The following is a 15996-nucleotide window of genomic DNA, read 5'->3' as shown; positions in this document are numbered from 1 at the left end:
AGTATTTATGCATATGCCATTGTGTTTTGTAAGCGCTTTATAATATAATGGTCATAAGTAAAGTTGAATGAGTAAATATTAAAGGAGGAGAGGGGTTGAATCAGAGAGAAAAAACGTCGTTGAAGAATATGGAGTACAACCGCTATATCGCGTTGCGTTACTCATTGGCCGTCCTTTTCTTTGCCAATTTGAACTGGTTGGTGTTCTTGCTGACTGTCCGCTCGGTGTATGCGCTGCTGCCTTTTGTCATGCTGGTGTTTGCAGGCCCGTCCATCATGGAACAGATCAAAGTGTATGGACAGAAATCATCTTTAACGCATACGACTCGTTATTTCAAAAGCCAGTTGCTGTTAAATGGACTGCTTTGTGTATTGGCATTTGTTCCGGTGTTTTTTAGAGGCGCATTCCCGTTTATGGCAGAAAGCGCCCAAGGTTTGATTGGTCTTCAGATCGTTTTGGTGTTGGGAATAGGAATGGCATATAAATCCCTGCAAAAAATCCAAGCCATTCACCAAAGACAAGACAGGATGCATCACGCGGTTTTGAAGTACAAACACACATTGAAAGCGAGTGATCCAAATGGAAAATGAAAACAAAGTATTTCAACTGTTGGAACGGTATTTGATGGGTCCGCTCGGAAAAGTTTCACAGATGAAAATTGTCCGCGGCATCATGGGTGCCGGGATAGCGACCATTCCGTTTACGATTGTCGGATCGATGTTTTTAGTATTCAACGTGCTGCCGTTGACGTTTCCGTTTTTGGAAGGCTTTTTTAATGCGACGTTTTTCCGTTTCAGCGACTTATACATGTTAGCCAACATGGCTACAATGGGCTTATTGGCATTATACTTCAATATTAGTTTGGGATATGAATACAGCCGCATTATTGCCGGTGATGAGAAGTTGGAAATGAGTGGGTTAAACGGAGCGCTGCTTTCCATGTTTGCCTTCTTCATGACGATTCCGGAATTGGTGTTCCAAGACGGAGTAATTTCCCGTGTAACCGAAGTGACAGAAGAAGTCACCATCGTCAACGGCTGGCGAATGGGGGACGCTGTTGAACGGCTGGGAACGGTCGGCATCTTTACAGGCATTGTTATGGCCGTGATTGCGGTCAACTTGTATAAAATGTGTGTGAAAAGAAACTGGATCATCAAACTGCCGGAAGAAGTGCCGAGCGGGGTGGCCCGCGCCTTCACCGCATTGATTCCCGCATTTGTGGTGGCTTTTGCGGTGTTGCTGATCAACGGTGTGTTGGCGGTTTTGAACACAAACATCTTTGACATCATCCAAGTGCCATTCGGTTTTGTGACGAACATGACCAACAGCTGGCTGGGGGTCATGGTGATTTACTTCTTGGTGCATGCGCTATGGCTGGTGGGGATTCATGGAGCGAACATCATCTTCTCCCTCATCACGCCGATTACGCTGGCCAACTTGGCAGCCAACGCAGAAGGGGCCGCCATCCCATTGGCCGGGGAGTTCAATAACGCGTATGTGACGCTCGGCGGTTCCGGTGGGACGCTGCTGTTGACCTTTTTCATCGCTTTCCTGGCCCGATCGGAACAGTTGAAAGCCGTTGGAAAAGCCGCCATGATTCCGGCAATTTTTAACATTAATGAACCGATTATTTTCGGGTTGCCGATGATTTATAATCCATATTTGGCCATCCCATTCTTTTTGGCACCCATGGTCAGTGCCACCATCGCGTATTTCTCCATCACTTTGGGATGGATCAACCCCATCATTGCCTTGCTCCCGTGGCCATCCCCAGTAGGCATCGGTGCTTTTATCGGAACAGGGGGCGACTGGCGGGCTGCGGTAGTTTCACTGATTTGTGCTGCAGCGGCATTTGTCATCTATTATCCATTCATCCGCGCATACGACCGGAAACTGATGGAACAAGAACAGAGCAACGTCAGTGCAGACAATACGGATGCTGTCACCTAACAAAATTATGCATCACTTCTTTCCTCAAAGGAGAGGTTGGGACAATAGTCCCGACCTCTTTTGCGGTTCCGAATAGGCTAGCGAAAATGCGCTCCAAAATGCAGACCCGACGTCCACTTTGTCATGACTGTAGTTGCTTTAGCAATGTACAGTCATGATACACTTGGGCATCTGCCCACAGTGCCTCCTTTAGAATAATGCTCGAGGGGCTTTGCCTCTCATCCGCTTATTCGCTCCAGTTGCCATAGCCGTTGCCGCTTTAGCGGCTTACGGATATGGTATGCGTTAGAAGGTTCGGGTCTAAACGCATTTTGTCCCGCTCTCTTGCGGTTTTTCTATATAAATATAAATGTTTTGTATATTCGGACAAAAAGAGTTGTGTTTTACTTGAAATTTGGGCTAGGATAGGGGAAAGAAAGATGGAAAGTGGAAAGGAAGGATGCGCATGGCAAATAACATACATGTAGAACAAGCAACTTTTGCAGGTGGATGTTTCTGGTGCATGGTCAAACCGTTTGATCAATTACCGGGGATAAAAGAAGTTGTTTCCGGCTATTCCGGTGGAGACAAACCTTACCCGACATATGAAGAAGTCGTCGCAGGCGAAACAGGACACAGAGAAGTGGTCCAAATCACATTCGATGCTTCTGTCTTCCCATATGAAAAGTTGTTGGAGATGTATTGGCGCACCATCGATCCGACCGATCCAGGCGGGCAGTTCAACGACCGCGGAGAACAGTATAAAACAGCAATTTACTACCATACCGACGAACAAAAACAAGCTGCCGAAGCTTCCAAGCAGGCATTGGAAGAAAGTGGAAAATTCTCCAAGCCGATCGCCACGGAAATACTGCCGGCACAGCCGTTTTACCCGGCTGAAGAGAAACACCAAAACTACTACCAAAAAGCCTCCTTCCATTACAACTTGTACGAAAAAGGGTCCGGGCGCAAAGACTTTTTGGAACGGACATGGCGGATGGAAAAAGATCCTGAACAGCTCCGTCAGCAGTTGACTCCGGAACAATATGCGGTCACGCAGGAAAACAAAACCGAAACACCGTACGAGAATGCTTACTATGACAACACCGAAGACGGCATCTATGTGGATGTGGTGTCAGGAGAGCCGCTGTTCAGTTCCATCGATCAGTACGATGCCGATTGCGGATGGCCGAGCTTCACCCGGCCGTTAAGTTATTATCAAATCGAAGACCGCTTGGACGAAAGCCACGGCATGATCCGCACGGAAATCCGCAGCAGATACGCCGACTCCCATCTGGGACATGTCTTTTACGATGGACCGGAAGAAGAAGGCGGCCTGCGCTTCTGCATCAATTCCGCCGCGTTGCGGTTTGTGCCGAAAGAAAAACTGGAAGAAGAAGGGTACGGCGAATACCGCGTGTTGTTTGATTAAAAGCTGATTGAACCGGAAAGGGCAGGCACGGTTCTTTCCGGTTTTTTGTGATTTATATGCAGAGCCGGCAATGTGCTGTTCCTTTCCCCAATATTTTGGTAAAGTAAGAAGCAAACAGGAGCGGAGGGGAAAATGTGGCTTCAGAAAAACGGATACTGGTGTTCGTCGGACCAAGCGGGAGCGGAAAAACGACGGTAGGAAATGAATTATCCAAAAAAGGAATAAAAAAACTGGTCACCACCACGACACGGCAACCAAGAAAAGGCGAAGTGGATGGACAAGACTATTATTTTGCAAAAGCGGAAGAACTGGACCCGGAAGACTTTGTGGAACAGACCGTCTACAACGACAATACGTACGGATTGACGCGCAAAGAAGTGGAAACAGCTCTGGAAGAATATGACATTGTACACGTTTCATTGGATCAAAACGGGGCTATCGCCATGCGAAAAGCTTATCCGGAAGAGACCCGCATCATCTTTTTTGAAATCTCGGAAGCGAAAATGGCGGAAAGAATGCGTAAGCGGGGAGAGAGCGAAGAAACCATCGCAGAACGATTGGCATTTGGACGCGAAACCCAAGAAAACATCCCGCCCAACGGAACAGACTTGATTGTCCAAAACATCCATGTGAAAGACACGGCAGAAACCATTTTGAAGGCGTTTGGACTCGAAGAGCATACAAAAAATATGTAGAAGAATCATACAATCAAAGGGAGGGCCTCTATTCTTATGAATGAGGCTTTTTTCAGTTCTTTGGATTTTTTCCGCCGGCAAAGAGGTGGTATAATACAGTTGAGAAAAGGCTTTTTGATGTCGTAAGGTCATTCTTCATGAGGCAGGTCGAAAGAGGTGAACAACATGATCGAACCGCATGATGGAAGAATCAATCCGCGAACAATCACCCGTATGATGCAGCCAGAGCAGTGAAATAGACAGCACATTTTCGTATCTGCAACTGGGAATCTCCACGATTTTCATTTTTGCCTTTGTCCTTACATTGAGCTTGATCTTAGTGCGGCTTTGGAGAATCAACGACGGGAAACGGTGGCTCTTGCCGGTGACATTCGGAATGTACACGGGCTGGTTGTTTATCGCTACCGTGGTGAATGTGGCGGCTTTCCTGACCCAGATCGGCTGGAACGGCTTTGGTCTTTCAGAGGAATGGTGGACGATTGCGGTTCTGATCGTCGCCGTGGTCCTGGCCGGATGGGTGTTGACGCGTGTGAAAAACGCAGTGTTCACACTGCCGATTGCCTGGGGATACTGGGGAATTTACCAGGCTCTTCAAGGTAAGGACGTTTCCCAAGGCGTGGAATGGACCGCACTAATCGGGATCATTCCGTTGGTCGCGTTGGCAGCCTATGCGTTTTACCGTTATCGGTTTGCGGTGATGCCTGCAAAGAGTCGTTAATTGAATCAAAGACAAAGATGCAAAAGCTCTTCCTGGAAGCGGGAAGAGTCTTTTTTTGTTCTAGAAAAATAAAAATGTCACGAAGAGTTCCTAAATGAATTCTGTACTTACGTTTTAAAGAGGGGGCGTTAATGCTATAATGTAAAGGATAATTGACTTTTTTAAGGGTGAAAAAATGCCGAGAAAATACACAACCACGCTGAACACACGTCCGTTTCTATTTCAAGAAACAAAAAACGTGGCTCAACTGCTGCTTGATGGGAAAGTAGAAGAAGATATCAAAAAAATGGTACTGGAACAAAATTTGTTTCAACTGGCCAGTCCTCAGCGAGCATTGTCCTTTTATGGCGAAATCATGCGACGACTGAAGATGTTGGATGAGTATTTGTTGACTCAGTTAGCTAAGACAGATACACAAACCGCCAAAACCATTTTGCTTTATGCTTTATTGAAAAAAGACCGGTTGTTTTATGAATGGATGAGAGAAGTGGTGTACAACAAACGAATTGTTTTTGATTATACAGTCCGTAAATCAGAAACTAGAAGATTTGTCGAACAAAAAGGCGAACAAGAAGAAGTGGTCCGGAATTGGACAGAGGATACAAAGAGACACTTGATAGATGCGTATCATCAAGTACTCACAGATGCGGATATTGCTGTGAGGGATAAAGACCAAGAACTCACACTTCAACTGCCGCTCATAGAACCTACTGTGCAGGAATATCTAATTACAAAGAAAGAAAAAAACATTGTAGAAGTGGTGTTAGGGGAGCCGATATTATGAGGAATATAGCGGACCGTTTAGAAGAGTTACAGGATAAATTGCTTGATGAAAAACTGCTGCAGAATAAAGGGTTGGGGAATGAAGTAGGATTTTATATCTTTGATTACGATCCGAAAGAGGAGCTTGTGGTTCGAGAAGCCATTCCCCGAATCAAGCGGTATATTGAAAAAGAAAATCCAGAAACACGGATTCAGATTTTTGACTTATATGACATTGTGTTGGAATTTTTTGAACAAAAAGGCTTTATGAATAAAAACTTTGAAATGGAAGAGAAAAAAGGCAGCGAGGAACTTTTTGAAATTATGAAGAAAACCTTGCGCATTGCGACCAATCAAGACCGCATCATTCGCTACATCGAGGAAAAGTGGGACGGAGAATCAATGGTCTTTCTCACTGGAGTCGGAAAAGCCTTCCCGATTGTGCGCTCGCACACTGTATTGAACAACCTTCAGACAATTGTGGAAGACAAACCGTTGATTTTGTTTTATCCAGGGCAATACGAACATGGAAGCTTGAAATTATTTTCCAAGTTTACCGACGACAACTACTACCGTGCATTTAAAATTACAGAAAATTAAGGAGGAGAAACATGACTATTCAATCGTTGTTTCGTAAAGACATCAATCGTGAAATCCAAGGTGTCATTAAAATTGGATCAGCAGTAAAAGAAGACGTCCAGCAAGAACTGGAAGAATACGTCGTGACGGATGAGTTGAAAAAGCACTTCGATACTTTTTTCACTGCCTATACTCGGGCATTTGAACGGCCGACCGATAAGATGGGGGTGTGGATTTCTGGTTTCTTTGGCTCAGGGAAATCGCACTTCCTTAAAATCCTATCTTACCTACTGAGTTCCGGTATGGAAATTGACGGAAAACGAGCGGTCGATTTCTTTGAAGATAAAATCGAAGACGAGGAACTGCTTAAAAAAATGCGGACTGTGGCAGAGGCGCCCAGTGAAGTGGCACTCTTCAATATCGATTCAAAAGCCGATTCCGACAGCAAACAAAACAAAACGGCTATCGTCAAAGTTTTCAATAAAGTCTACAACGAAATGCGTGGATATTCTGCAAGCATTCCGTGGTTGGCGGAATTGGAAGAGACGTTGGACCGGAACGGACAGTACGACCAGTTCAAAGCCAACTTCCAAGAGATTGTCGGGCTTTCGTGGGAAGAAGGTCGGGACGAACTCTACTACCGGATGGATGAAGCCATCGAAGCTTTGGCTAAAACAACCGGGATGTCAGAAGACAGCGCCCGCAGTTGGGTGGAAAACGGAGAAGACAACTATTCCATTTCTGTAGACAGTTTTGCCAACCGTTTGCGCCAGTATGTAGAGACCAAAGAAGACCGCTACCGTTTGGTCTTTGCAGCCGATGAAGTGGGGCAGTACATTTCAGGAAACACGCAGTTGATGCTGAACTTGCAGACTGTGGCGGAGGATTTAGGCAAACTATGCAAAGGGAAAGTATGGATTATCGTGACTTCCCAGCAAGACATCGACAGTCTGCGAGAAAACCTTTCTGTGACCGACTTTTCCAAAATCCAGGGCCGGTTTAATACGCGCATGAACTTAAGCAGTGCCAACGCGGATGAGGTCATCAAGATTCGTTTACTTGAAAAAACAGACGATGCCTATCATGCATTGACGTTGACTTATGATGAAGAAAAAGTGGCCTTGCGAAACAAATTGGAGTTTGAAGAAGCAGCAACAATGCGCTTTTATCGAGACCGGGATGATTTCGCGCGCGTTTATCCATTTGTTCCCTATCAGTTTAACCTGCTCCAAAGTGTGTTCACGGCAATCCGAGAGCACGGATCAGCTGGAAAACACTTATCAGACGGAGAACGGAATTTGTTGGAATCTATCCAACAAGCGACAATCCGTTACCAAGATAAAAAAATTGGTCAGCTGATTCCGTTCCAAACGTTTTATGAAAGCATCGATCAAGCATTAGAACATTCTGTGCGCTCCACTATCATCCGGGCACAACAAAATGAAAGTTTGACGGAATTTGATGTTGCTGTGTTGAAAGTATTGTTCCTGATTCGGTATGTGGATGAAATGCCGGGCACCCTCAAGAACTTGACGACATTGATGCTGTCCCACATCGAAGAAGACACCATTGAGTTGGGTAAACGAATCAGCGAGTCCTTGCAAAAACTTGAAAGAGAATACCTCGTGCAACGCATCGGCAAGGAGTACCTCTTCTTGACGAATGAAGAACAAGACGTGAACCGCGAAATCAACCGCATTCAAATTCCTACTTCAGAAGTGGTCAAAGAAGCGGGACGGATTCTGTTTGATGAATTGTTAAATATGCAGCGGTATGCCTATCGCCCATTTTCAGAGAACAAACAATTAGAGTACTTGATTGATTTTTCTCAGTGGATCGACGACCGCAATTTAAAAAATCCGTCCATCGATTTTGGAGTCCGCTTTTTATCTGTCTATGCAGAGGAATATGAGGAAGAGCCCGCTGTGTTAGCTCTTTCTCAACGCGAGTCCAAGTTGGTGGTCCAGTTACCTTCCGATGAAGACTTCGGAGATTTGCGCCAATACATGCAAATCAACCAATATTTGCGCGAACAGTCGGCTAAGAAAAAGACGCCGGTCATCCAAGAGATTCAGTACCGGAAGGCGACAGAACGGGGACAAATCTATACCTTATTCAAGTCCAAGCTGCAGTCGGCTGTCGAACATGCGGACCTGTATGTCAACGGCTATCCAGTGGAAGTGAAAGGATCATTTGCCTCCCGCATCGATGAAGGATTGCGCGTATTGGTGGAGAGCACATATCCAAAAATCAATTATGTTGAACGTTCATATACGAAAGACGACTTAGAAAAACTGATTTACGAACAACAAGAAATACTGGAAGACTACACTGATAAAAACTATAAGGCGACAGAAGAAATCGACCGCTATTTGGGCACTCAGCAAGAGCGCAACATGTTAGTGACGCTCAGGGAAGTGATGGACCGGTTTGGAAAAGAGCCGTACAGTTGGAAAGATTTGGACATTTTGGCCAGTCTGATCCGCTTGATTAAAGCGGAAAAAATTCATTTCTCTCTCAATAACCGCAAGATGTCAGTGACGGAGTCTGATTTTCTCCGTCAGGTACAACGAAAAGATATGCAGGAGAGTATCTGGGTTACAAAACGGCAAGTACTTGATTCGCGGATTGTGGACTCTGTCCGAACAATCGTCAGCGAGTTATATGGTGTCCGTTCGATTGGAGAGAAAGAAGAAGAGATTTACCAATATGTCCACGGACGTCTCAGCAAAGAACAGAGTCAGTTAGAACGTCTAAGGGAGAATTACCGCTTCAAGCCTTATCCAGGAAAAGAAGAAGTGGAAACGGCCATCCAACTTCTCCGTTCATTGCTCAACATCACGGATTCGGGCGAATTTCTCACTGCTTTGGCAAACCAAGAAGACGACGTATTGGACGTGATGGAGGATTTGGACGATGTCAAAGACTTCTTTGAGACAAACAAAAAAGAAATTTTTGAAACCACTCTTGATCGCCTAAAGAAATACAAAGAAGATCAAAACTATTTAGACAATCAAGAGATTGACTTCATTGTAGAAAAAATGAAAGACATTCAAGCAATGCCGCGGCCGTATGCCCGATTCCGCGAATTGCAGGAGTTGAACCAACAGTTCGATTTGGAAATGGAACAAGAAATGGACCGCGTGATGGTTCCCATTCAAGAATTGATGGAACAAGACGCCCAAGATGTTTACAGAGAGTTGGAGGCGTTGAAAGGATTTCCGGAATACGATCAAATCGTTCGTTCCTTCCGATTTAAAATGGAAGACTTGGAAAAGAATGTTACCCATGCGCCGACTTTAAGACGGTTGAATGCTTACAAAGGCGAAAGCAAAGACATCAAGCTGACATTTGTCCGCCGCGTGGAAGACACCAAACAAGAAATCGCGGAACGCCAAAGAAGACAGCGTGAAGAAAACGAACGCCGTCGTCAGAGAGAACAAGAAAAAGAAAATGAACGAAATACAGATCGTGTAAGAGAAGACGATGGACCGGTCTCGATCACAACCGTCACCCCAACTCCAGAGCCAGAACCTGTTCTCAAGGACGAACGAGCTGCGGTGATGAGTTTGGATGACTTATGGACACGCCGCTTGGTGGAATTGCGGACAGAAGAAGACGTGGATGACTTTTTGTCGTCCCTCAAACAAAACTTAATTAATCAGTTGGATGAAGTAGACGTCATCAAGTTGAATTAAAGAAGGAGAGCAAGATGGATAAAACAGCACTGAAACGTTTCTCCGTCCAAGCACGGAAAAAAATGATGGACGCTGTCAAACAAAAAGCGTATGCCTTTGGTATTACAAAAGACGAAGTCAAATCTATCCAGGAACTTCCAGACGGTCTCGTGGTCAACGGGACCGTCATGGGAGAAGTAGAAAAAAAACAATACACCCATCTGCGGAACCGTATTGTCTTTGAAGGGTACGACCATGTAATGGAAGAAGCGGCTTACACATGGTTCAACCGCTTGATCGCCTTTCGGTACATGGAAGTCAACGGTTTCCTGCCGATCCAAATGCGGGTTCTTTCCTCAGAAACTCCGGGGAAAACGGAACCGGATGCCTTGACACGGATCTTGGACATCAGCGACGAATTGGGAATGAAACGGGAACGCATTTATGAACTGCAGGATGCGAACCGGGATAACGAGTTGTACCAATACTTGTTGGTGATGCTGTCGAATAAGTTAGGGGAAATTATCCCCAATGTGTTTGAACATATCACGGACGACTTAGCACTGTTGTTGCCGGATAATCTGTTGAATGAGAACAGCATTGTTCGGGACATCGTAACGATGATTGATGAAGAAGACTGGAAAAACGTGGAAATCGTTGGCTGGTTGTATCAGTTTTATATCTCGGAAGAAAAAGATGCTGTCTTTTCCCGCTTGAAGAAAAATACAAAAATCGGGAAAGACGACATCGGACCGGCCACGCAGTTATTTACCCCACGTTGGATCGTTCAATACATGGTGGACAACTCCCTAGGACGGTTGTGGCTGGAGTCACATCCAAATGAGGAAATCAAAGAGAAACTAGAGTACTATTTAGACGATGCAGAACAGACCGAAGATGTGAAGCGACAGCTGGAAGAATTGAAGGATCCTTCCCTTGATGTGGAACAAATCAAGTTTTTCGACCCAAGCTGTGGGTCGGGACACATCCTCGTGTATGCGTTCGAGGTCTTTTACGAGATGTACTTATCCCAAGGTTACCGTCAGCGGGAGATTCCAAAACTGATTTTGGAAAATAATCTGTATGGATTGGATATTGACAAACGGGCCGCTCAATTGGCGACGTTCGCAGTCATCATGAAAGCAAGAGAATACGACCGTCGCTTATTCAGCCGTGACTTTAACGTTCACGTTCACAGCATCGAAGAAAGCAACTCCATTACCACGGATGATATCGAATTGTTCGCAAAAGGCAATAAAGAGGTCCAGACGGAAACTGGGAAACTGGTCGCCACATTTGAAGACGCAAAACTCTATGGCTCCATTATCCAAGTGCCGTCAATAGACATTGAAATGATACGTAATCAGATGGAGTTCCTTAGAAAAGAAGCAGATTTAGACATCTTTACAACGGAATTGATCGAATACACTTTCCCGCTACTGGAAGATTTGATCAGCCAGTATGAGCTGATGGCGATGCAGTATGAAGTGGTTGTGACGAATCCACCGTATATGGGCTCACGAGGGATGGATCCGAAACTATCAGCGTATGTGAAAAAGCACTATAAAGACGAGAAAAGCGATTTGTTTGCGGTGTTTATGGAAGTCACCAAAAACTTCACTAGAGAAAACTATTATACTGCGACAATTAATCAGCATTCATGGATGTTTTTGTCTTCTTATGAAAAATTAAGGGAAAAGCTTCTTGAGACTGATACAATCATTAATATGATTCATTTAGGAACGCGTACATTTGAAGAGATTGGTGGAGAAGTAGTGCAAAACACTACTTTTATTGTTAGAAAACTCCATTTACCTAACTTTGAGACAAAGTATATTCGGATGACAGATATCCCAAACGCCACTGAAAAACAAGAAAGTTTTCGCGATAAATCTCTTCTGTATAAAATAAAACAGTTTAATTTTGAAAAAATTCCGGGAAGTCCGATAGCATATTGGGCGAGTAAAGAAACAGTTGCTATATTTGAAAAAGAAGAACAAATATCTACATCATTTGATTTTAGATTAGGAATGGCAACGGCTGATAATAATAGGTTTCTACGCTTATGGCCTGAAGTTTCTTATGGGAGGATTGGGTTCAGCTATTCTAACATGGAAGATGCAAAAAAAAGCTCTTCTAAATGGTTTCCATATCAAAAAGGCGGAAGTTATAGAAAATGGTATGGAAATTTAGACTATCTCGTAAATTGGGAGAATAATGGGACTAAAATCCGAAATTTCGCAGATAAAAAAGGGAAAGTTCGTTCCCATAACTATAACTTAGACTACATTTTTAAGCCTGGCATAACGTGGTCGGCTTTAAGCAGTGGCAAGTTAAGCCCGCGTTTTTCTCCTAAAGGATTTCTATTTGACAATGCTGGCTCTACGGCGTTTGCAAAAGATAATCAGCTCTCGACGATCTTTTATGGATTAGCTTTTTTATCCTCAAAAGTGACTGAAATATTATTGCCTTTTATTAATCCTACGATGAATTATCAGCCAGGAACATTAGGGTCATTACCATTTATTACAGAGAAAGATAAAACAAAGCAGGTAATTAAACTCACAGAAAAAGCTATTCAAATTTCTAGAAAAGACTGGGACTCTTTCGAAACCTCTTGGGACTTCGAAGAACATCCTTTCCTTACTTATAAAGAAGATTCTTCACTAATCCAAGACAGCTTCAACCATTGGAAACAAGTGGCGGAAGAGCGATTCTATCAGTTGAAATCCAACGAGGAAGAACTGAACCGCATCTTCATTGACATTTACGGACTACAGGACGAATTGACCCCGGATGTGGAGGAGAAAGACGTCACAGTCCGGAAAGCCGATTTGGTGCGGGATGTGAAAAGCTTCTTGTCCTATTTGGTAGGCGTCATGTTCGGGCGCTATTCCTTGGATCAAAAAGGTTTGGCGTATGCCGGCGGGGAATGGGATTCATCGCTCTACCAGTCTTATCAGCCGGATGAGTCGAATATTCTTCCTTTGACGGAAGAAGCGTACTTTGAAGACGACATCGTGAAAAAAGTCGAAGAGTTGGTGGCGTTGATTTATGGCAAGGAAACCCTGGAAGAAAACTTGGTCTTCATTGCGGACGCGTTGAAGATGAAAAAGAACGAAAGCCCGCGTGACCGCATCCGTCGCTACTTCATGAAAGAATTCTACAAAGATCACCTGCAGACCTACCAGAAACGCCCGATTTACTGGCAGTTCACAAGTGGGCGCCGCGGCGCGTTCAAAGGATTGATTTACTTGCACCGGTATGACCGGGACACGTTGGGACGCCTCCGAACTGAATATGTCTTGAAAGAAAGTGCTGCGTTGGATAACTTGATTGCGTTGGAACAAAACACCTTGGAAGACCCAGCCATTTCCAAATCCGAAAAAGCTGCGGCCCAAAAGCGCATCGAAAATTACCAAAAAGACAAAGACGAACTGGCCAAATACGATGCCGTTCTCGACCACATGGCGAAACGCCGAATGGAACTCGATTTAGATGACGGGGTAAAAGTGAATTACGCCAAGTTCCAAAACATCGAAGTGGTGGACGAACACACTGGCAAAGTATCCAAACGGAACTTATTGGAAAAAATCTAGTCACAGAGGAGCGTGAAGGTGTGGCGCAAACAATCGAACAACAAATCGAAACCTACTTTTCCTCTCCTCTTGAACGAGGAGAACACCGGAAAATCTTGTACCTGTACGATGAGGAACGCAAATACTGGGAAACCGTGACCGCATTGGCAGAAGAAAGCGGCTTGTTCAAAGTATTGGAAGTTGATGACCGTCGTTACTTTAAAGTGCAGTACCAGATTGAACGTGAGTTAACGGAAGATCATTTGTTTTTATACTACACTATCCCACAGCCATCCTACCACGACAACCCGCTGCTGGACGTACTGCTTTATAGCAAAGAACTGCGTGTTGACGAAGAAAGCCAGCTCTTGTTGACGTTGGGGATCAATCCAGAAGAAACGGATATCCGGGAAGTGGTGGAACGGTATCCGGTCTTTTTCCGTTCAAAAGAACGCACACAGCGCTTCCGACGCCTGTTCCACTCCGGCATTCGTTCCAAAGAAACAGCGGAGTTTGCCATCTTTGCGGCGCTCACCCGGGCGGAAGCACCGGACTGGATGGCGGTGTTGATGAATCTCTTTGACGAAGAAGCTGCCGGTGAATCCGCCAAGTGGGACATGTTGGTGAAATTCGGAGACGTGGAACGGTTTTGGGGCTGGATGGATCGTTTACTCGGGTACAACGAAGACACGAGTGTATCTGGTAACCGATCTGTGCAAGAACTCATGGCCCAAGTCTTCTTTACCCATCTAGATTCCGAAATGGCAAATGGATTGCCGAAAAAACTCCAACGTTATATCTTGCCGAACGTCAACCAAATCATCGTGTTTCTTAACCAATGGATGAATGCACGTACCGAGGAAGACAGCTACCGAAAAGTGGCGTTTGCAGTGCAAAACAAAGAAGACTTTTCTCAAGTCTTCGACAATCTCTCCAGCAGCGAACTGGCGGATCCGGAAACCTTCGAGTGGTTCGACCATGCGGTGATCCGCCGGACGGTAAGTGAGTTGTTGGGTGATACGGTCGATTACGAGCGGACGGAACATTTGTTGTCTCAACGGCGCAACAAGTTTTGGTACCCGGCGTTTCGGGAAGTGTACCACGCCTTAAAGTGGAGCGTCCGGTTGCTGCGGAATACCGACAAATTCTTGGAAGAAATAGTAGATATCCACGATGCCGAGACGATGTGGAACTTGATGCGGAATGAATGGTACCGAATCGACCAGGCGTACCGAAAGTTCTACACTTATTTGGACGGCTTGGACAATGACTGGAAAGAGCTGTTGGCGGACTTGAAACAAAAAGTCGAATGGCAGTATGTCCGGGAGTACTTGACCAAATTCACTGAGAAATGGGACCGGCTCTATACAAACCAACCAGATACAGGAGATACGCAATTGCAGGCGGCATTTTATCGACAAGAAGTGCAGCCGTTTGCGGAGAAAAATCGCCGCGTCTTTGTATTGATTTCAGATGGGCTGCGGTATGAAGCCGGGAAAGAATTGTTTTTGAAATTAACCGAAACCACCCGCTACAACGGAGACATCGATTGGCTGAAGACGGAACTCCCTTCCGTGACTTCTGTCGGGATGGCTAACCTGTTGCCACATAAAAAGCTGGAGTTCTTTCCGAACGGAGACGTGCGCGTGGATAATCAGCCGACAAATGGTCTTGAAAATCGAGCTGCTGTCTTGCGAAAAGAAGGTCACCCTGACGCTATCGCGGTGCAGGCGGAGCAGTTGAATCGATTGAACAAGACCGAACTGCGGAGTTTGATGGCAGGCAAAAAAGTGGTGTACATTTATCAAAACCGAATCGATGCCATTGGCGACCACCGCCCGACCGAAAACGAGGTGTTTGAGGCGACGCAAGAAACGATCGAACAGCTGAAACGGTTGATGGACCGTCTGACAACCGAAGTCAGCGCCAGCCAATTTTTGGTGACAGCTGATCACGGATATCTCTATACGAGAGAATCGGTGCGTCCGACCGAGAAAGTCAAACTGGAAGGCAGTGAAGGTGCCTGGATTAAAAACAAACGCTTTTTGGTTTCAAAACAGCCAATCGAACATTTCAGCGGCTTGAGTCTTCCATTGTCTGAACGGTTGTCGAACGAGGGATATGTATTGGTCCCTCGGGGAATGAACCGGTTTGCCCTACAAGGCGGCGGGTACCAATACGTTCATGGAGGCCATTTGCCGCAAGAGACGCTGGTGCCGTTATTGCGAATCAAGACTGACCGCAGCCGCAACGAGTTGGAAGAAGTGGCTATTTCATTGGTCAGTCAGACGCGGACATTGACCAATTCCGTAGTCTGGTTGGATTTCTTGCAGCTAGAACCGGTGAGTGACTTGAAAAAAGAAAAACGATTGAATCTCTATTTTGAGGACGAGACAGGAGAAAAAATTTCCAACGAAGTGTTGTTGATTGCTGACAGCGAAAACGACACCAGTGCAGAGCGCGTGTTCAAAGAGAAGTTTGTGTTCTTGAATCATAAAAACACCGTGCGTCAAACCATCTATTTTGTTATGGAAAACGTCAATGATCGGACGGATGTGAAAAAAGAAATTTTTGAAATAGACTTGGTTTAATATGAAAAATCCCTGCGAAATATTGCAGGGATTTT

10 protein-coding genes are annotated in these 15996 nt (G+C 45.1%); all 10 read left to right on the top strand.

Features of this window, described 5'->3' with window-relative positions; translation table 11 throughout:
- The first annotated feature begins 95 nt into the window (after positions 1-95).
- The 10 genes from G470_RS0111895 (at position 96) to pglZ (ending at position 15961) form a co-directional block, all read left to right on the top strand.
- Entirely contained in the window at positions 96-590 is a 495-nt protein-coding gene (locus tag G470_RS0111895; protein WP_028274973.1) for a hypothetical protein, read from the top strand.
- Positions 580-1950, top strand: coding sequence for a PTS cellobiose transporter subunit IIC (gene celB, locus G470_RS0111890; protein ID WP_028274972.1), 1371 nt, complete (start codon positions 580-582; stop codon positions 1948-1950). The genes G470_RS0111895 and celB overlap by 11 nt, the downstream gene beginning before the upstream one ends.
- A 445-nt stretch (positions 1951-2395) precedes the next feature.
- On the top strand, positions 2396-3361 hold the full coding sequence (gene msrA / locus G470_RS0111885) for a peptide-methionine (S)-S-oxide reductase MsrA (protein ID WP_028274971.1): 966 nt from the start codon (positions 2396-2398) through the stop codon (positions 3359-3361).
- A gap of 134 nt (positions 3362-3495) precedes the next feature.
- The gene (locus G470_RS13640) at positions 3496-4056 is read left to right on the top strand and encodes a guanylate kinase (protein ID WP_051258579.1); all 561 of its coding nucleotides are present in this window, start codon (positions 3496-3498) and stop codon (positions 4054-4056) included.
- A gap of 319 nt (positions 4057-4375) precedes the next feature.
- Positions 4376-4774, top strand: a complete 399-nt coding sequence (locus G470_RS13635) for a hypothetical protein (RefSeq protein ID WP_156908104.1) — start codon at positions 4376-4378, stop codon at positions 4772-4774.
- Positions 4775-4949: 175 nt separating this feature from the next.
- Positions 4950-5558: a DUF1819 family protein gene (locus G470_RS0111870; RefSeq protein ID WP_028274970.1), complete on the top strand. Its 609-nt coding sequence runs from the start codon at positions 4950-4952 to the stop codon at positions 5556-5558.
- Positions 5555-6136, top strand: a complete 582-nt coding sequence (locus G470_RS0111865; protein WP_028274969.1) for a DUF1788 domain-containing protein — start codon at positions 5555-5557, stop codon at positions 6134-6136. Before G470_RS0111870 ends, G470_RS0111865 begins: the two co-directional genes overlap by 4 nt.
- Before the next feature lie 11 nt (positions 6137-6147).
- Complete coding sequence (brxC, locus tag G470_RS13630) at positions 6148-9813, top strand: BREX system P-loop protein BrxC (RefSeq protein WP_051258577.1); 3666 nt, start codon at positions 6148-6150, stop codon at positions 9811-9813.
- Between the two features lie 14 nt (positions 9814-9827).
- Positions 9828-13391: a BREX-1 system adenine-specific DNA-methyltransferase PglX gene (gene pglX / locus G470_RS0111855; protein ID WP_028274968.1), complete on the top strand. Its 3564-nt coding sequence runs from the start codon at positions 9828-9830 to the stop codon at positions 13389-13391.
- Between the two features lie 20 nt (positions 13392-13411).
- Positions 13412-15961 (top strand): BREX-1 system phosphatase PglZ type A, encoded by a 2550-nt coding sequence (gene pglZ, locus G470_RS0111850; RefSeq protein WP_028274967.1) that lies wholly within the window; start codon positions 13412-13414, stop codon positions 15959-15961.
- Positions 15962-15996: the final 35 nt, after the last annotated feature.

This window comes from Atopococcus tabaci DSM 17538 (genome assembly GCF_000429585.1).
GTDB lineage: Bacteria > Bacillota > Bacilli > Lactobacillales > Carnobacteriaceae_A > Atopococcus > Atopococcus tabaci.
This window is presented reverse-complemented; position numbering and strand designations above follow the sequence as displayed.

Excerpts from the sequence above, each read along its gene's own strand:
- G470_RS0111870 (WP_028274970.1), top strand. The coding sequence starts at position 4,950 with ATGCCGAGAAAATACACAACCACGCTGAACACACGTCCGTTTCTATTT.
- pglX (WP_028274968.1), top strand. The coding sequence starts at position 9,828 with ATGGATAAAACAGCACTGAAACGTTTCTCCGTCCAAGCACGGAAAAAA.
- msrA (WP_028274971.1), top strand. The coding sequence starts at position 2,396 with ATGGCAAATAACATACATGTAGAACAAGCAACTTTTGCAGGTGGATGT.
- brxC (WP_051258577.1), top strand. The coding sequence starts at position 6,148 with ATGACTATTCAATCGTTGTTTCGTAAAGACATCAATCGTGAAATCCAA.
- G470_RS0111865 (WP_028274969.1), top strand. The coding sequence starts at position 5,555 with ATGAGGAATATAGCGGACCGTTTAGAAGAGTTACAGGATAAATTGCTT.
- celB (WP_028274972.1), top strand. The coding sequence starts at position 580 with ATGGAAAATGAAAACAAAGTATTTCAACTGTTGGAACGGTATTTGATG.